The organism is Pseudomonas sp. LTR0 (assembly GCF_036630035.1).
Taxonomy (GTDB): Bacteria; Pseudomonadota; Gammaproteobacteria; order Pseudomonadales; family Pseudomonadaceae; genus Aquipseudomonas; species Aquipseudomonas putida_Y.
In genome coordinates, this window is the sequence record NZ_CP123734.1 from 2,222,551 (window position 1) to 2,239,690 (window position 17,140).

A 17,140-nucleotide genomic window follows, 5' to 3' on the forward strand; every position below is an offset into this window, starting at 1 on the left:
TACGACCGTTAGGCGCAGCGTTGCGCTGCGAAGAGGGCATCACTGCGTGGCCATGAACTGCAGGATGCGGTCGCGCAGCCAGCGCTCGGCGGGGTCGTTGTCCTGGGCGCCGCTCCAGACCATCGACAGCTCGGCCTCGGTGATGTCGAACGGCGCCGGGTCGGCGCGCAGGCTGCCGTCGTCGGCGAGGGCACAAGCGGCATAGTCCGGCACGGTGGCGATCAGCTCGGTGTTGCGCAGCAGGGCACGCAGGCTACCGAACTGCGGCACCGCCAGCACCACCTTGCGGCAACGACCGATGCGGGCCAGATCGAGGTCGATGTTGCCGCTCATGTCACCGGAGAACGACACCATCACATGCGGGCGGGCGCAGTATTCGTCGAGGGTCAGCGGCCCTGGGCGGTCGTCGGCGCGCAGCACCCGTACGCCGATGTCGCGTAGTTTGCGGCGTTTGGCGGTGGCCGGCAGGTCGGTGGTATAGCTCACGCCTACCGAGATCTCGCCGCTGGCCAGCAGGCCGGGCATCAGCAGAAAGTTGGCCCGCCGCACTACCACGCTGATCTCCGGGGCCTCTTCGCGCAGGGCCTGCAGCAGGGCCGGAAACAGGCCGAACTCGGCATCGTCAGAAAGCCCCAGGCGGAACACGTTGCAGCTGTTGGCCGGGTCGAACTCGCGGGCGCGACTGATGGCGGCGGAAATCACGTCCATGGCCGGGCCAAGTTCGGCAAAGATCTGCAGGGCCCGTGGGGTGGGTTCCATGGCCCGGCCGTTGCGAATCAGCAGTGGGTCGTCGAACAGCTCGCGCAGGCGGGCGAGGGCGGCGCTGACGGTGGATTGGGTGATAAACAGCTTTTCGCCGACGCGGGTCAGGTTGCGTTCGATCATCAGGGCTTCGAACAGCACCAGCAGGTTCATGTCGACGCGGCGCAGGTCGTTGCGGTTCATGAGGGCTCGGCGTCCGGGGCAAAGGGTATGGCTGTGTATTTAAGCAGGGTGCCGGGCCTTGTGCCTTGTATGGATGTGCCGGCCTGGTCGCGGGCTTGATCGCGATGCGGCCGATACAGGCCAGTGCCTGACAGAGCCAGCCTATCAGGCTCCAACAGCCACTCTATTAGAACTCTGCCCAAGCTCGACTAGTCTTTCCCGTGGCCCCGCGAATTCCGCGACCGGGCAGCGCGTCAGCACCTGTGTGCAAGACCGTGGCCCCCCGGCGTGACAGCTTCGCAAGCCCCGTGTACACCTGATGAGGGGTAGTACGAGCCCACCCGCTCGGCTGAAAGAACACTGGCATAGACCGGAAATCTGGATAACCGACCCAAAGGTACCCGCAGATGTCGAACGAATCGAAATGCCCGTTCCATCAAACCGCAGGTGGCGGCACCACCAACCGTGACTGGTGGCCTGACCAGCTCAACCTGAGAATTCTTCACCAGCATTCCTCCAAGTCCAGCCCCGACCCGGACTTCGACTATGCCAAGGCGTTCAAGAGCCTCGACTTCCAGGCCCTGAAGAAAGACCTGACCGCCCTGATGACCGACTCGCAGGACTGGTGGCCGGCCGATTTCGGCCACTACGGCCCGCTGTTCATCCGTATGGCCTGGCATAGCGCCGGCACCTACCGCATTGGTGACGGCCGTGGGGGGGCGGGCTCTGGCCAGCAACGTTTCGCCCCGCTCAACAGCTGGCCGGACAACGTCAGCCTGGACAAGGCCCGGCGCCTGCTGTGGCCGATCAAGCAGAAGTACGGCAACAAGATTTCCTGGGCCGACCTGATCGTACTCACCGGTAATGTTGCCCTCGAGTCCATGGGCTTCAAGACCTTCGGCTTTTCCGGCGGGCGTGCCGATGTGTGGGAGCCGGACGAAGACGTGTACTGGGGCTCGGAAAAGGAGTGGCTGGGCGGCGATACCCGTTATGGCAAGGATCAGGCCAAGGCGCAGGCGCCAGGGCAGGGTGACCTGGTGGCCGAGCCGGCCAAGCATGGCGAAGAGCAGAATCGCAACCTGTCAGCCGAGCGTAACCTGGAAAACCCGTTGGCCGCCGTGCAGATGGGCCTGATCTACGTGAACCCGGAAGGCCCGGAAGGTAACCCGGACCCGGTGGCCTCAGGCAAGGACATCCGTGAAACCTTTGGCCGCATGGCCATGAACGATGAGGAAACCGTGGCGTTGATCGCCGGTGGGCACGCGTTCGGCAAGACCCACGGTGCCGGCCCCGCCGATAACGTCGGCCCCGAGCCGGAAGCGGCAGGCCTGGAGATGCAGGGCCTGGGCTGGCATAACACGTTTGGCTCCGGCAAAGGCGGGGATACCATCACCAGTGGCCTGGAAGTGACCTGGACCTCCACCCCGACCCGGTGGAGCAACGAATACCTGAATAACCTGTTCGACTTTGAGTGGGAGCTGACCAAAAGCCCGGCTGGCGCGCACCAGTGGCGGCCGAAAGACGGCAAAGGCGCAGGCACGGTGCCAGATGCACACGATCCCGGTAAAAAGCACGCACCGTCTATGTTGACCTCCGACCTGGCATTGCGTTTCGACCCCATTTACGAGCCAATCGCTCGCCGCTTCAAAGAAAACCCTGACCAGCTGGCGGATGCTTTTGCCCGTGCATGGTACAAGCTGATCCACCGCGACATGGGCCCGCTGGCGCGCTACCTGGGCCCGGAAATGCCCAATGAAGAGTTGCTGTGGCAAGACCCGCTACCCAAAGCCGACCCAGCCACGATCAGCGAGCAAGACATCGCGACCCTCAAGTCCAGGATCCTGGCCTCGGGTTTGAGCGTGGGCGAACTGGTCTCCACCGCCTGGGCATCCGCGTCGACCTTCCGCGGCTCCGACAAGCGCGGTGGTGCCAACGGCGCGCGTTTGCGCTTGGCCCCACAGAAGGACTGGGCTGCAAACCAGGGCGTGGACAAGGTGCTGGCGGTGTTGGAGAAGATCCAGGCCGAGTTCAACAACAGCGGCAAGAAGGTTTCCCTGGCTGACCTGATCGTGCTGGCCGGTACCGCGGCAGTCGAAAAAGCTGCCAAGGATGCCGGTTACAGCGGCAGCGTAGGATTCCGCCCGGGCCGGGTCGATGCGTCTCAGGAGCAGACCGACGTCGAGTCGTTCGCCGTGCTGGAGCCGCTGGCCGATGGCTTCCGCAACTTCACCAAGGCACGTTACAGCGTCAAGGCCGAGAAACTGTTGCTGGACAAGGCGCAGTTGCTGACCCTGACCGCGCCGGAGCTGACCGTGCTGATCGGCGGCCTGCGCGTGCTCGGTGCCAACCATGGTGGCAGCAACCTCGGCGTGTTCACCGACAAGCCGGGAACGCTGAGCAACGACTTCTTCCGCAACTTGCTGGACATGAGCGTGGAGTGGAAACCCACCTCGGCGGACAACGAGACCTTTGAAGGGCGCGACCGCAAGACCGGGCAGGTGAAGTGGAGCGGTAGCCGGGTCGATCTGGTGTTTGGTTCGCATGCGCAGTTGCGGGCGTTGAGCGAGGTGTATGCCAGCAGTGATGGCGGTGACAAGTTTGTCCGGGACTTTGTGGCCGCCTGGCAGAAGGTCATGGAGCTGGACCGCTTTGATCTGAAATAGCGTTGCCTGGCGGGGGGCGCTCAGCGCCCCCTTGGCCAGTGGTCATCCCGCCAATTCCAGGTCGGATAGATACAAAAGTGTCCTCGTCGGTTCTGTTGCAATGCTTCTCAGGCGGCCGGCCTGAACAGCGTGCTCACAACGACAAGGAACCCCGACCATGCAAATGCCCAAGACCCTGAAAATCCGCAATGGCGACAAGGTACAACCAACCTTCTCCGCTCAGGAATACGCTGCTCGCCACGCCCGGCTGCGGGCCTATATGGCCGAGCAGGATATCGAGGCGGCAATCTTCACCTCGTATCACAACGTCAACTATTACAGCGATTTCCTCTACTGCTCGTTTGGCCGCCCTTATGCGCTGGTGATCACCCAGGACAAGGTGGTCTCGATCAGCGCCAATATCGACGGCGGGCAACCCTGGCGGCGCACGGTGGGCACTGACAACATCGTCTACACCGACTGGCAGCGCGACAACTATTTCGTCGCCATCCAGCAGGCGTTGCCGCTGGCCTCGCGCATCGGCGTGGAGTACGACCACCTGAACCTGCAGAACCACGGCAAATTCGCCGCCTGCTACCCCAAGGCCGAGCTGGTGGACATCGCTGCGCCGTGCATGCGTATGCGCATGATCAAGTCGGCCGAGGAGCAGGCGCTTATCCGTCACGGTGCGCAGGTGGCCGACATCGGCGGAGCGGCAGTGGTCGAGGCCCTGCGTGAGCAGGTGCCCGAGTACGAAGTGGCACTGCATGCCACCCAGGCGATGGTGCGCGAAATTGCCAAACGCTTCCCGGACGCCGAGCTGATGGACACCTGGACCTGGTTCCAGTCCGGGCTCAATACCGATGGCGCGCACAACCCGGTCACCAGCCGCCGTGTGGGCAAGGGCGAGATCCTCAGCCTCAACTGTTTCCCCATGATCGCCGGTTATTACACTGCGCTGGAGCGCACCCTGTTCCTTGACCACTGCCCGGACGAGTACCTGCGCCTGTGGCAGGCCAATGTCGAAGTGCACGAAGCCGGGCTGCAACTGGTGCGCCCGGGCATGCGCTGCAGCGATATCGCCCGCGAACTGAACGAGATTTTCCTGCGCCACGACCTGCTGCAGTACCGCACCTTCGGCTATGGCCATTCGTTCGGCACGCTCAGCCATTACTACGGCCGCGAGGCGGGGCTGGAGCTGCGCGAGGACATCGATACCGTGCTGGAGCCGGGCATGGTGGTGTCGATCGAGCCGATGATCATGCTGCCTGAAGGGCGACCGGGGGCTGGCGGTTATCGCGAGCATGACATCCTGATCGTCAACGACAGCGGCGCCGAGAACATCACCAAGTTCCCGTATGGGCCGGAGCACAACATCATTCGCAAATAAGCATCGGCGTCGGCTGCTTCGCGGGCAAGCCCGCTCCTGCGGGGATTTCACCGTTTTTGCAGGCGCGGGTTCACCCGCGAAGAGGCCGGCCCAGACAACAACAAGATCCCCGTATGACCACCAGACCCTGCCTCCAATTAAAAGAACCAGAGGGTACCCGTCATGTCCAGCACCACCCTTGACCCGTCCGCCATCGCCGGCCCCGCACACAACGCCGAACGCCAGGCGCTGCGCAAGGCCGCCCGGGCCAGCTTCATGGGCAACTTCGTCGAGTGGTTCGACTACGCCGCCTACGGCTATCTGGCCACCATCATCGCCGCCACCTTCTTCCCGCAAACTGACAAGACCACCGGTTTGCTGGCCACCTTCGCGGTATTCGCCCTGTCGTTCCTGGTGCGCCCGCTGGGCGGCATCGTCTGGGGCCATTTTGGCGATCGACACGGTCGGCGCAACGCGCTGTCGTGGTCGATCCTGATCATGTCGGTATCTACCTTCTGCATTGGCTTGTTGCCGGGCTATGCGCAGATTGGGCTGTGGGCGCCGGCCTTGCTGTTGCTGATCCGCCTGGTACAGGGGTTTTCCGCCTCGGGTGAGTACGCCGGGGCCGCTGCGTTCCTGGCCGAGTATGCGCCGCCTGGGCGGCGTGGCTTGTACACCAGCATCGTGCCGGCCAGCACGGCGGCGGGGTTGTTGTTCGGTGCGGCGTTCGTCGCGGTGCTGCATGAGCTGCTCAGCAGTGAAGCCCTGCATGAGTGGGGCTGGCGCCTGCCGTTCCTGCTGGCGGCGCCGTTCGGCCTGGTAGGGCGCTATATCCGCATGAGCCTGCAGGACACGCCCAAGTTCCTGGAGATGGAACAGCGCCTGGAAAACAAGGCCGGCATGGCCACGACGCCGCTGCGCGAACTGCTGGGCCAGCACCGGCGCAGCCTGGCGATCGGCATAGGTGTCACCTGCCTGAATGCGGTTGCGTTCTACCTGTTGCTCAGTTACATGCCGACCTACCTGTCCAGTGAAATGGGCATGAGCGAGCGGGACTCGTTCATCGCCTCGACGGTGTCGCTGGCCACCTATATCGGCTTGATCTTCCTGATGGGACGGTTGTCCGACCAGTTTGGTCGCAAGACCATGCTGGTGGTGGCCTCGCTGTTGTTCCTGGGGTTGACCGTGCCGTTGTTCCGCCTGCTTGATGGGCAACCGCTGCTGGTGATTCTGGCCATCCAGATTCTTTTCGGTGCGATGCTGGCGATGAACGACGGGACCTTGCCGTGCCTGCTGGCCGAAATCTTTCCGACCCGGGTGCGCTTCAGCGGGTTTGCCCTGAGCTTCAATGTGGCCAATTCGCTGTTTGGCGGGACTGCGCCGTTCATTGCCACCTGGTTGATTCAGGTGACGGGCAGCAAGCTTGCCCCGGCAGGATACTTGCTGGCGGCAGCACTGGTGGCGCTGGTGGCCATGCTGATGTGTCGGGAGACGGCGCACGCGGCCCTTGAAGATTAGTTGACCTGCACTGGCCCCTTCGCGGGCAAGCCCGCTCCTACAACGGCCTGTGTCGGACCACCGATGTGCGTGCAGGAGCGGGCTTGCCCGCGAAGAGGCCAGCCAAGCCAGTACATGACCCCATTCAATGGAGAGAGGCCTGCCGCCGCTCCCCTAAAGGCGACAGCCCGAAGAACCGGCTATAACTCTTGGAGAAATGCGCAGGCGAACTGAAGCCGCAGGCCAGCGCTACCTCACGGACTTGCACGTCACTGCGCAGCAGTAACTCCCGCGCCCGCGACAGCCGAAGCTCCAGGTAATACTGGCTGGGCGTGCGCTGCAGGTACTTGTGGAACAGCCGCTCCAGTTGGCGCACGGTCACTTCGTTGAGGCTGGCCAGTTCCTCCAACCCCAGCGGTTCCTCCAGATTGGCCTCCATGATCGCCACCACCTGGCTCAGTTTGGGCTGAGCGCTGCCGAGCAGGGTGCGCAGCGGCACACGCTGGCGCTCACGCTCACCGCGTACGCGGTCGCACAGCAACAGTTCGGCGGCCTTGGCCGCGATGTCCTGGCCGCCCGTATCCCGGGCCACCAGTTGCAGCATCATGTCCATGGCCGCCACGCCACCTGAGCAGGTGTAACGGTCGCGGTCCAGTTCGAACAGCTGGCTGGAGATCACGATACCGGGGAAGTGCGCCTGCAACGTCGGCAGGTCTTCCCAGTGGATGGTGCAGCGGTAACCCTTGAGCAATTCGGCCTTGGCCAGCAGGTAGCTACCGGTGCAGATACCGCCCAGTGGCAAGCGCTGGCGGGCCAGTTGGCGCAACCAGTCGATCAGAGGGCGGTTGCTACGGCTTCGGTCGATCGGGTTGGCGCCGACCACCAGCAAGGCATCCAGCGCGGGGGCGTTGGCGATGTTGTAGTCGGGCAGCACGCGCATGCCGTTGCTGGCCACCACCGGCGCGTCGTCTGCGGCGATCAGCACACTGCGATACAGTGGCTTGCGCGCGGCCAGGTTGGCCATGCGCAGGGTCTCCACCGCGGACGCAAGGCCGATGGTGGTGAAATTGGGCAAAATCAGGAAGCCAAAGGTCTTTGCCGAACAACCCTTTACAATAGACGGCGATAGGTTTGCAGAAGCGGGGTGGACCATTGCGCTGTTCCTGTGCAAGCTGAGGCCTGGTTGGTCAGGGGCAGTGAGAAAGCAGAGCCTCGCGTGGTTCTTGTTGTTATGTGTCGTTGCGGGGTCGATCATACACCCCGGATGCAGCGGCCAGGAATGGCCCCGCCGGCTGGCAGGGCCGACAGTGATTGCACAGAGAAGGTGAGCGTCAGTGAACCCCGAATCCATGCTGGCGGGCTTGTCAGGCTACGCCATGCCCCCCGAAGCGATACAGGTGCTGCCCGATGCCAAGGCTTACCGCGCCTGCCTGTTCGAGCGCATCCGTACGGCGACTCGGCGCATCGTTATTGTCGCGCTGTACCTGCAAGAGGACGAGGCTGGCCAGGAAGTGCTGGATGCCTTGTACCAGGCCAAAGCCGCGCGGCCAGGCCTGGAGATCACCATCGTGGTCGACTGGTTCCGCGCCAGGCGAGGGCTGCTGGGGGCCGGGCGTCAGCCGGGCAATGCTGCCTGGTACCAGGCCCAGCGCCAGTTGCGCGGGCTGGATATCGCCATCCATGGCGTGCCAGTGCAGACCCGCGAACTGTTCGGGGTGTTGCACCTCAAAGGCAGCATCATCGACGATTGCGTGATCTACACCGGTGCCAGTCTGAACAATGTCTACCTGCACCGTTTCGACCGCTATCGCCTGGACCGCTACCACCTGTTCCAGTCACCGGCACTGGCTGATGCCATGGTCGGCCTGGTGCATCGTTTGCTGCATCACACTGCCACACCGCGCCTCGACCTGCCGGCGCCACCTTCTACCCGCAGCTTGCGCGGCGACATTCGGCGCTTGCGCGCACGGCTGCGGCGCATGGCCTATGAGGTACCGGCCAGCGTGACGGGGCAGGGCCTGCAGGTGATCCCGCTGCTGGGTGTGGGCCGTGGCAATCCACTGAACCGGGCACTGTGCGCCTTGCTGGCAGTGGCGCGTACGCAGATCATCATCAGTACGCCGTACTTCAACCCGCCGCAGGTCGTGATGCGCGAACTTGACCACGCCCTGGCGCGAGGGGTTGGGGTGGAACTGATTGTCGGTGACCGTACCGCCAACGATTTCTACATCGCCCCTGGCGAACCGTTCAGTGCCAGTGGTGCATTGCCCTATCTGTATGAGGACAACCTGCGCGCCTTCACCCGCCGCCGCCACGCCGCGATTGCCAGTGGCCAGCTGCAAGTACGCATCTGGAACGATCCCGGGCATACCTTCCATGCCAAGGGCGTGTGGATCGACCAGCGTTTTTCGCTGCTGACCGGCAACAACCTGAACCCGCGCGGGTTCAACCTGGACCTTGAGAACGGCCTGCTGATCGACGACCCGCAGGGGCAATGGCTGGCGCCACGGGAAGCGGAGTTGAGCGAACTGCGGCGCTTTGCGCCGAGAATCGGTTCGGCAGAGGCGCTGGGGGAGAAGGCCGAACATCCCAAGCAAGTGCGCAAGTTTCTGCGTCGGTTGCGCTATAGCCGGTTGGAACCATTGATCAAGCGGGTGCTCTGACGTCGCCTCTACTGGCCCTGTCGCCGGCAAGCCAGCCACAGGGCCAGAGTGGTGCGCACCGCGCATTGATGTCATTATGATATTGCTGCCCACGGCCCTTTTCAGGGGCTGGATTACAATGTGCAGGCAACCGTGCAAGGCCCCTCTGAACGTGATCACGATCGCATACAGTCGGGCCTTTTCCCGTTAACCAGACAGGCCAATGCGTATATGGCGTTAGATCCACCCACGATGCTGACTATTTCAGTCGCTTTGGCCGCTGCGGCCGCCTTGTACCTGGCGATTGAATGGCGCAGTGTGCGCGAAACCTCGTTGCTTTACTGGAGTGCGGGTTTCGCCACGATTACGGTTGGTAGCACCCTGGCATTGTTGCGCGGGGCCGGCTTGCTGTTCATCGGTATCTGGTTCGCCAATGGCTTGCTGGTGATGGCCCACGTGTTTTTCCTGATCGGCGTGCTGCGCTTCACCCAGGAGCGCTTGTCACGCGCCTGGCTGATGATCGTGGTGGTCTGGTTCGCCTTGCTGCTGCTGCCCGTGGGCCCGCAGTGGTCGAAGGTGATGTTGATGGTCAACTCGTTGTTGGTGGCCTCGCTGACGCTCAAGGCCAGTTTCCTGCTGCGGCCACATGGCAAATCGCTGAGTGTCGGCGCCGTGCAACTGCGCTACGTGTTGCTGATCCATGGGCTGTTCTATGTGGCCAAGGCGGCCATCGCGATCACGCCAGGCACGCTGATTGACCTGGCGACCTTTGGCGGGCTGATCATTCAGGTTTCGCTGGTGGAAGGCGCGATGGCGATCATGCTGATTGCCTTGTCGATGACCGGCACCGTACGTTACCGGCGTGAAGAGCGCATTGCCCGGCTGGCAGCCCGTGACCCGCTGACTGCGCTGTACAACCGGCGTGCGCTGGAGGTGCGGGCGGGGCATTTCTTCAAGGACGTAAGCCCGGCGCAGCCCGGGGCATTGCTATTGATCGACATCGACAACTTCAAACTGGTCAACGACCTGCACGGGCATATAGCCGGCGACCGATTGCTGATTGCCTTGAGCGAGATGATTCGTACGGCGCTGCCCGAGCGCTCGCTGGCGGCGCGGTTGGGCGGGGATGAGTTCGTCATCTTGCTGAGTGGCGCAAGTAGTGAACGGGTCATGGAACTGGGAAGTGGGCTGCGTGAGCAGTTCCAGCATTACGCCGACAAGACTGTGCCTACGCCCCAGGCGGTTACCTTGAGCATTGGTGCCAACGTGTTCGATCAGCCGCCGGCGAGCCTGGCGGCGTTAATCGAACAGGGGGATGTGGCGCTGTACCAGTCCAAACGTGGGGGACGCGACAGCATTCGGTTTTTCGAGCGGGCGATGGTTGAACTCCGCCAGTGAGCGAGCCACCTGGGTGGCTGAGCTTTCATGAAACCCATGTGGGTGATCCGTACAGGCGCTCCTGTCACCCGGCCCCCGCGTTTGACGGGCATCCATGCCCGTCGTCAGCAAAGCGGAGTGGTCAGGTCGCCACCTGATAGCACGGCACATACTCCGCGCCGCCGGGCAGTTTCATCCGGTGCTGGTCGACGAATGCCTGCAGCAGCCGGCCCAGCGGGTCCAGTACGGCGCTGTCGCCGTGGATCTGATACGGCCCGTGTTCCTCGATCAGGCGGATGCCTTTGTCCTTGACGTTGCCTGCGACAATGCCGGAAAACGCCCGGCGCAGGTTGGCCGCCAGTTCATGGGGCGGCAGCTCGCGGCGCAAGTCCAGTTCAGCCATGGCCTGGTGGGTCGGGTCGAACGGTCGCTGGAAGCTCTCCTCGATCTTCAGCAGCCAGTTGAAGTGGAAGGCATCGTTGCGCTCGCGGCGGAACTGCTTGACCGCTTTGAGGCCGTCGACCATGTGCCGGGCGACTTCCGCCGGGTCGTCGATGATGATTTCGTACAGGCGATGGGCGGCTTCACCCAGGGTGGCGCCGACGAAAGCGTGCAACTGTTGCAGATAAGGCTCGGCGCTGCGCGGGCCGGTGAGCACCACCGGGAATGGCAGGTCGTGGTTGTCCGGGTGCATGAGGATGCCCAGCAGGTACAGGAACTCCTCCGCTGTGCCAGCACCGCCCGGGAAGATGATGATGCCGTGGCCGACACGCACGAAGGCCTCCAGGCGCTTCTCGATGTCTGGCAGGATCACCAGTTCGTTGACGATCGGGTTGGGCGCTTCGGCGGCGATGATGCCGGGCTCGGTGAGGCCCAGGTAGCGGCTGCCATGCATGCGTTGCTTGGCGTGGGCGATGGTGGCGCCCTTCATCGGGCCTTTCATCACGCCCGGGCCGCAGCCGGTGCAGATATCCAGCTTGCGCAGGCCCAGTTCGTGGCCGACCTTCTTGGTGTACTGGTATTCCTCGGTGCTGATCGAGTGGCCGCCCCAACACACCACCATCTTCGGCTCCACGCCCGGGCGCAAGGTGCGCGCGTTGCGCAGCAGGTGGAAAACATAATCGGTGATGCCCTGGGAGCTTTCCAGGTCGATGCGCTGGCTGGCCAGCTCGCTTTCGGTGTAGACGATGTCGCGCAAGGCGCTGAACAGCATTTCACGGGTGCTGGCGATCATTTCGCCATCGACGAAGGCGTCGGCCGGGGCATTGAGCAGTTCCAGGCGCACGCCGCGGTCCTGTTGGTGGATACGCACCTCGAAGTCCTTGTAGGCCTCAAGGATGGTCTTGGCATTGTCGACATGGGCGCCGGTGTTGAGGATTGCCAGGGCGCACTGGCGGAACAGCGTGTAAAGGCTACCGGTACCGACTTCACTCAGTTGTTGCACTTCACGTTGTGACAGCGTTTCCAGGCTGCCTTTGGGGCTGACGGATGCATTGATGACATGGCGTTGAGGCATCTAAGTCTTTCCTGTGCGGGTAAAACATCCTTCTTTGACACCACCATACCGAGAAATGTGGGCGGCAACGAGGGGGGCGTGGAAAAACCTTGAGACCGAGCTGCCTGCTTCGCGGGTAAACCCGCTCCTACAGGGGCCTTGCCGTCTTCAGGGCAGCACCCACCTGTAGGAGCGGGTTTACCCGCGAAGCAGCCGACTCGGTCTCCAGTCAGCTCAACAGCTTCTGCACCCCCAGGGTAATCGCCAGCCCCCCGCCAACCAGCCACAGGTTAAGGATCGCCCCGGTGGCCAGCGCCCGTGGCCCGGCCTGGCGAATCTGGCTGAAGCGCGTTTCCATTCCCAGTGCGGTCATGGCCATGGTCAAGGCAAAGGTGTCCAGGCTGTTAACTGCCTGGGTCACGCTGCCAGGCAGCACGTGTAGCGAATTCACCAGGACCAGTGCCAGGAAGCCGAAAGCGAACCAGGGCATGGCAATGCGCCCGTTGCCCTGCGCCTGGCCAGCCTTGCGCGAACGGCTGATCCACAGGCCCACCACCAGCAGTACAGGTACCAGCAGCATGACCCGGGTCATCTTGACGATGGTGGCGACGTGCGTGGCTTCGGGGCTGACATTGCTGGCCGCGCCTACCACCTGAGCCACTTCGTGGACAGTGCCGCCCAGCAACAGCCCGGCGCCCATGGTATCCAGATGCAGCCAGCCGGCATTGATCGCCAGTGGGTAAAGGAACATGGACAAGGTACCGAACAGCACCACGCTTCCGACTGCCATGGCGCTTTTATGGGGGGCGCTGCGCAGCGCCGATTCGAATGCCAGCACGGCGGCAGCGCCGCAGATGGCGCTGCCGGCGGCGGTCAGCAAGGCGGTATCGCGGTCGAGCTTGAACACTTTCATGCCACACCACAGGCCGATCAGCAGGGTACTGGTGACGACCAGCACCGACACGACAAGCCCCGACCAGCCGACTTCGGCAATTTCCTGCAGGCTTACCCGCAAACCAAAGAACGCCACGGCAATGCGCAACAGGCCGCGAGCGGAAAAATTGATACCTGCTGCCCAGCTTGCCGGTACGCCGTCACGCAGCGCGTTGCCATACAAGGCACCTGCGACAATACCCACGATCAGCGGGCTGATGCCCAGGTTGGCGATAGCGGGCATGGCCGCCAGTTGCGTGACTGCGACCGCGAACAGCGCGACGAACAGGATGCCATTGAGCCGCCCTCGGGTGGAGAGGGTAGGGGCAAAGGCGGGGTTGGACGGAACCGTGGCCATGTGAGTCCTCCGGAAAAGGTGTTTCGACAAGGCCTACGTTAATCTGGTTATAAGCTTATAAAAAATCGTAATTTAGGATGGCAAATATCCGCTTAGCTGATATTTTTGAATCATGACCCCAGAACAGCTGATAACATTCGCCACGGTTGCCGAGCACGGCAACATCAGCCATGCGGCTCAAGCCCTGCACCTGTCGCAGCCGGCAGTGTCCGGCCAGCTCAAGCTCTTGCAAGAGGCGTTTGGCGAACCCCTTTACCAACGCGCCGGCCGCGGTGTGCGGCTGACTGCGGCCGGTGAGCAGTTGCTGGCGCATGCCGAGCGCCTGCGCGAAACCTTCCGCCAGGCCCAGGCGCTGCGCGAGGCCATGCGCGGGCTGGAGCGCGGCACCTTGCGCATCGGCGCCAGTACCACGCCCGCCAGTTACCTGCTGCCTTACCTGATCGCCGACTTTCACGGGCGTTATCCGGATGTGCTGGTCAGCACCTCGCATGGCAATACGGCGGAGATTGTCGCCGCCCTGGACAGTGTCGATATCGCCCTGATCGAGGGGCCGCCCGGGCAGGAGTTGCCGTTGGGTACGCAAGTCACGCCGTGGCGCGAGGACGAGATCGTGGCGATTGTGCCCCGTGGGCATCCCTTGGCAGGCAGTGACCAGCAGATGCTGGCGGCGCTCGGCGATTACCCGTTGGTACTGCGTGAAAGCGGCTCGGGCGTGCGACAGATTGTCGAGCGGGCGTTTGCCCGTGAAGGCGTGGCGATGCGTGTGGCGCTGGAGATTGCTGGCGTTGAGGGGGTAAAAGAGGCGGTCCGGGCCGGGATGGGCGTTGGCTTTGTTTCGGCGATGTCCATTCGTCACGAAGATGGGGTGCTGCACCGGCTGCAGGTTGCGCCGCAGGCGTTGGTGCGGCGCTTTTCCATTCTGTTGCCGCATGCGGCTACGCCTTCGCGGGCTGCCTCGCGGTTTCTTGAATTGTGTGTTGCCATGCAGGAGGTGGGTTGATTGTACTGGTCTCTCTGCGGGTGTGCCTGTGAAGAGACCAGTACAGACACCCTCAATTCAACTGAAAGACGTGTTTCAGATAGGCAACGAAATTCTCATCCCGGCACTGTGTCTTGCCCGGGCTGTCGGAAATCTTCGCAACCGGCGCCCCGTTGCAGGCGGTCATCTTGATCACGATGTTCATCGGTTCCACCCCCGGTATGTCGCAGGTCAGCCGGGTGCCAATGCCGAAGCTCACATTGATCCGATTATGCAACGCCCGGTATAGCCCCAGTGCCTTGGCAAAATCCAACCCGTCGGAAAAGATCAGGGTTTTGCCTTTCGGGTCGATCCCCAGCCGTTCATAGTGGGCAATGGCCTTTTCCGCCCAGGCCAGCGGGTCGCCCGAATCATGTCGCAAGCCGTCGAATAGCTTGGCGAAGTACAGGTCGAAATCGCCGAGGAACGCGTCCATGGTAATGCAGTCGGTCAGGGCGATGCCCAGCAGCCCCCGGTACTCCCGCACCCAGCATTCCAGCGCGGCGGCTTGGCTATCGACCAGACGCGGGCCGAGCTGCTGGTGGGCCATGAACCATTCGTGCGCCATGGTGCCGAGCGGCCTGAGTTCGAATTCGCGAGCCAGGTGAACATTGCTGGTGCCGACAAATCGGCCCGGAAAGTCGTGCTTGAGGATGTGCACCACCTCTTCCTGCACCCGGTAGGAGAAACGCCGCCGGGTACCGAAGTCTGCCAGCTGGAAGCCAGCCAGCTCATCGGCGCTGGCCTCGGCCTTCAACCAGTCAAGCTTCTGGTACAGCCGTTCGCCGACCTGTTCGAGCATCACCTCACGATAACGGTAGCGGTTGCGCACCTCGCTGATGATCGCCAGCAGCGGGATTTCATAGAGAATCACGTGCAACCATGGCCCACGCACGCGGATTGCCAGTTGCCCGGCGCCGTCCAGCCCCACCTGCACATAGCGCAGGTTGAAACGGAACAAGCTGAGAAAGCGAATGAAGTCCGGTTTCAGGAACGGGATCTTCTCCAGATAGGCCAGCTGGTCGTGGGTGACCGTGACCTCGGCCAGTTGTTCTACCTGGTAGCGGATCTCCGCCAGGTAAGGGGACAGGTCTTCGTCATTGCGGCAACGGAACTCCCATTCCACTTCGGCATTGGGGTAGTTATGCAGCACCGCCTGCATCATGGTGATCTTGTAGAAGTCGGTGTCCAGCAGGTTCTGGATAATGCGTGGGCCGAAAACACTATTGCTCATGGGCGGTCTTCCTTGATCAGGGCAAGCTGGTGGTCGAGGGCGGCCTCGTCGCCGCAGAGGATCACGCCCTCGGCGGCCAGGGCGCCGCACGCCTCAATGGCGCCGGCCTGGGTCAGCGCGCGGCAGGCTGGCAGGTACAGCAGTACCTGGAAGCCGGCCTGGCGCAGCTGGCGGGCGGTGGTCTTGACGCAGTAGTCCAGGGCCAGACCGCCAACGATCACTGCACCTACCTGCTGCACCTTGAGGTACTCGATCACCCCGGTGGAACGGCGTTCGGCGAGGTCGTGGTAGCAGGCGCCGTATGGGTGAAGATCGGGTTCGACCCCCTTCCACACGAAATAGTCGTAGTCGATAGGGGCGGGCAGGCCGGGTAGCAGTTCGAAGCCCGGGGTGCCGGGGACGCAGTGGCTGACCCAGGTAAGGTCGGCGTTGGCCAGTTGCAGCGGCTGTAGCATGTGTGCAGGGTCGGTGACCACCCACGCGGCGTTGGCCGGGTGGGCATCCTTGCTGCCCAGGCGCAGGTCGGCGCGCAATGCCATGGTATTCAGGTCAACCGCAATTTCATCGCCTTCGGGAACAGGAAGCTCCTGCGGCGCGTTGGAGGTGAAGCCGTTCTGCGCGTCGACATCGAAACTGGCGATCTTCATGGCGATTCTCCTTGCTGGAATACCAATATAATTCATCTGGTGCTATAAGTGTGTCAAGTGTTCTAGATAACAGGTTCAATTGTTGATTTACTTAGTAGCTCTGGTGGATTATTGGCTCACTAAACAAGGAGTAGCCCGGTGAGTACAGTTGAAGTCCTGACCAGCGTCGATATCGTGGCCCTGCGTCTGGCCCCTGATGCGCAGCATCTGCAGGTATTGTTGCACCGTCGTGAGCGCGACCCCCATGCCGGCCAGTGGGCCTTGCCCGGTGTGATCGTCAACGGCCGTACCCCTGACATCAGCCTGGAAGCTGCTGCCGAACGCGCGCTGCGCGAGAAAGCGCAGGTTGTGCCTTGCTACATGGAACAGGTGGGCACCGAGGGCAATGCCTTCCGTGATCCGCGCGGCTGGTCGCTCAGCACCTATTACCTGGTCTTGCTGGACCCGGGGGAGGTCGTCCAGTGTGAGCAATTGGCGTTTTTCGACTTGGACAGCGTATTGGCGCGCAAGGTGCTCTTGCCGTTCGACCATAACCTGCTGGTGGAGCGCGCCCGCGATCGGTTGGCGGCAAAGACGGTGTACAGCAGCTTGCCGCTGTATCTGCTGGCAGAGAAGTTCACGGTGCTGGACGCATTAGGCGCGATGCAGGCGTGTTTGGGGCAGGCGGTGAATAACACCTCGCTGCGCAAACGCCTGGAGCGCTTGCGCGAGCTGGGGTGGGTGAGGGACACCGGGGAGAAGAACCAACCGAAGCTGGGTAGGCCGCAGCAGCTGTATCAGTACACACCGCAGGGTGGCCGGGCGTTCATGTTTGATCGCAGCTTGTTGCCGGAAGGAGGCCTATAGCGTTCGTACGGTCGCCGACTCGACCGGATGAGCTGATAAAAATGTTCGTGTCGAGCAGGTTGAGCGTCAGTATCAACGGGTCAAAAACCCGATACGCTCGAGTTAACTGTTATGGTATAACATATTTTTCTTAAGGCAGACGCAGATCTCGCCTCCTC

General features: G+C 62.7%; 13 protein-coding genes. 7 read left to right on the forward strand and 6 right to left on the reverse strand.

Annotation, left to right across the window (positions count from 1 at the left end; all coding sequences use genetic code 11):
- Nucleotides 1-39 precede the first annotated feature (39 nt).
- Nucleotides 40-945: a LysR family transcriptional regulator gene (locus QCL51_RS10230; RefSeq protein WP_021782048.1), complete on the reverse strand. Its 906-nt coding sequence runs from the start codon at nt 943-945 to the stop codon at nt 40-42.
- Between the two features lie 386 nt (nt 946-1,331).
- On the opposite strand from QCL51_RS10230, the gene katG reads away from it, so the two are divergent.
- The 3 genes from katG to QCL51_RS10245 all read left to right on the forward strand — a co-directional run bounded on the left by katG (nt 1,332) and on the right by QCL51_RS10245 (nt 6,453).
- Nucleotides 1,332-3,587: a catalase/peroxidase HPI gene (gene katG, locus QCL51_RS10235; RefSeq protein ID WP_338444814.1), complete on the forward strand. Its 2,256-nt coding sequence runs from the start codon at nt 1,332-1,334 to the stop codon at nt 3,585-3,587.
- 157 nt (nt 3,588-3,744) lie between these two features.
- Nucleotides 3,745-4,956 (forward strand): M24 family metallopeptidase, encoded by a 1,212-nt coding sequence (locus QCL51_RS10240; protein WP_020191657.1) that lies wholly within the window; start codon nt 3,745-3,747, stop codon nt 4,954-4,956.
- A gap of 162 nt (nt 4,957-5,118) precedes the next feature.
- The gene (locus QCL51_RS10245; protein ID WP_274148266.1) at nt 5,119-6,453 is read left to right on the forward strand and encodes an MFS transporter; all 1,335 of its coding nucleotides are present in this window, start codon (nt 5,119-5,121) and stop codon (nt 6,451-6,453) included.
- A 124-nt stretch (nt 6,454-6,577) separates the two neighbouring features.
- Here the strand turns inward: QCL51_RS10245 and QCL51_RS10250 are convergent, their stop codons facing one another.
- Nucleotides 6,578-7,585 carry a GlxA family transcriptional regulator gene (locus tag QCL51_RS10250; RefSeq protein ID WP_103444257.1) on the reverse strand — a complete coding sequence of 336 codons (1,008 nt, stop codon included), beginning with the start codon at nt 7,583-7,585 and terminating at the stop codon, nt 6,578-6,580.
- 181 nt (nt 7,586-7,766) lie between these two features.
- Here QCL51_RS10250 and pssA point away from each other — a divergent pair, with 181 nt between their 5' ends.
- Together pssA and QCL51_RS10260 are read left to right on the forward strand one after the other, a co-directional pair.
- Complete coding sequence (gene pssA, locus QCL51_RS10255; protein WP_338444815.1) at nt 7,767-9,095, forward strand: CDP-diacylglycerol--serine O-phosphatidyltransferase; 1,329 nt, start codon at nt 7,767-7,769, stop codon at nt 9,093-9,095.
- Nucleotides 9,096-9,326: 231 nt separating this feature from the next.
- On the forward strand, nt 9,327-10,472 hold the full coding sequence (locus QCL51_RS10260; protein ID WP_338444816.1) for a GGDEF domain-containing protein: 1,146 nt from the start codon (nt 9,327-9,329) through the stop codon (nt 10,470-10,472).
- Nucleotides 10,473-10,593: 121 nt separating this feature from the next.
- Here the strand turns inward: QCL51_RS10260 and ppnN are convergent, their stop codons facing one another.
- Entirely contained in the window at nt 10,594-11,967 is a 1,374-nt protein-coding gene (ppnN, locus tag QCL51_RS10265) for a nucleotide 5'-monophosphate nucleosidase PpnN (protein ID WP_338444817.1), read from the reverse strand.
- A 208-nt stretch (nt 11,968-12,175) separates the two neighbouring features.
- Entirely contained in the window at nt 12,176-13,237 is a 1,062-nt protein-coding gene (locus QCL51_RS10270) for a YeiH family protein (protein ID WP_103444260.1), read from the reverse strand.
- Between the two features lie 112 nt (nt 13,238-13,349).
- Here QCL51_RS10270 and QCL51_RS10275 point away from each other — a divergent pair, with 112 nt between their 5' ends.
- Nucleotides 13,350-14,237 (forward strand): LysR family transcriptional regulator, encoded by an 888-nt coding sequence (locus tag QCL51_RS10275; protein WP_021782039.1) that lies wholly within the window; start codon nt 13,350-13,352, stop codon nt 14,235-14,237.
- Between the two features lie 52 nt (nt 14,238-14,289).
- On the opposite strand, the gene pncB is transcribed toward QCL51_RS10275, so the two are convergent.
- Both pncB and QCL51_RS10285 read right to left on the reverse strand, forming a co-directional pair.
- Nucleotides 14,290-15,489, reverse strand: coding sequence for a nicotinate phosphoribosyltransferase (gene pncB / locus QCL51_RS10280; protein WP_338444818.1), 1,200 nt, complete (start codon nt 15,487-15,489; stop codon nt 14,290-14,292).
- On the reverse strand, nt 15,486-16,136 hold the full coding sequence (locus QCL51_RS10285) for an isochorismatase family protein (protein ID WP_021782037.1): 651 nt from the start codon (nt 16,134-16,136) through the stop codon (nt 15,486-15,488). The genes pncB and QCL51_RS10285 overlap by 4 nt, the downstream gene beginning before the upstream one ends.
- Nucleotides 16,137-16,274: 138 nt before the next feature.
- Between QCL51_RS10285 and QCL51_RS10290 the strand changes: the two genes are divergently transcribed.
- Nucleotides 16,275-16,982, forward strand: a complete 708-nt coding sequence (locus QCL51_RS10290) for an NUDIX domain-containing protein (RefSeq protein WP_021782036.1) — start codon at nt 16,275-16,277, stop codon at nt 16,980-16,982.
- Nucleotides 16,983-17,140 lie beyond the last annotated feature (158 nt).

Bases quoted from the DNA above. Each gene is read 5' to 3' on its own strand.
- QCL51_RS10270 (WP_103444260.1), bottom strand. From the start codon at position 13,237: ATGGCCACGGTTCCGTCCAACCCCGCCTTTGCCCCTACCCTCTCCACC.
- QCL51_RS10275 (WP_021782039.1), top strand. From the start codon at position 13,350: ATGACCCCAGAACAGCTGATAACATTCGCCACGGTTGCCGAGCACGGC.
- QCL51_RS10230 (WP_021782048.1), bottom strand. From the start codon at position 945: ATGAACCGCAACGACCTGCGCCGCGTCGACATGAACCTGCTGGTGCTG.
- QCL51_RS10260 (WP_338444816.1), top strand. From the start codon at position 9,327: ATGCTGACTATTTCAGTCGCTTTGGCCGCTGCGGCCGCCTTGTACCTG.
- katG (WP_338444814.1), top strand. From the start codon at position 1,332: ATGTCGAACGAATCGAAATGCCCGTTCCATCAAACCGCAGGTGGCGGC.
- QCL51_RS10285 (WP_021782037.1), bottom strand. From the start codon at position 16,136: ATGAAGATCGCCAGTTTCGATGTCGACGCGCAGAACGGCTTCACCTCC.
- ppnN (WP_338444817.1), bottom strand. From the start codon at position 11,967: ATGCCTCAACGCCATGTCATCAATGCATCCGTCAGCCCCAAAGGCAGC.
- pncB (WP_338444818.1), bottom strand. From the start codon at position 15,489: ATGAGCAATAGTGTTTTCGGCCCACGCATTATCCAGAACCTGCTGGAC.
- QCL51_RS10250 (WP_103444257.1), bottom strand. From the start codon at position 7,585: ATGGTCCACCCCGCTTCTGCAAACCTATCGCCGTCTATTGTAAAGGGT.
- QCL51_RS10240 (WP_020191657.1), top strand. From the start codon at position 3,745: ATGCAAATGCCCAAGACCCTGAAAATCCGCAATGGCGACAAGGTACAA.
- QCL51_RS10245 (WP_274148266.1), top strand. From the start codon at position 5,119: ATGTCCAGCACCACCCTTGACCCGTCCGCCATCGCCGGCCCCGCACAC.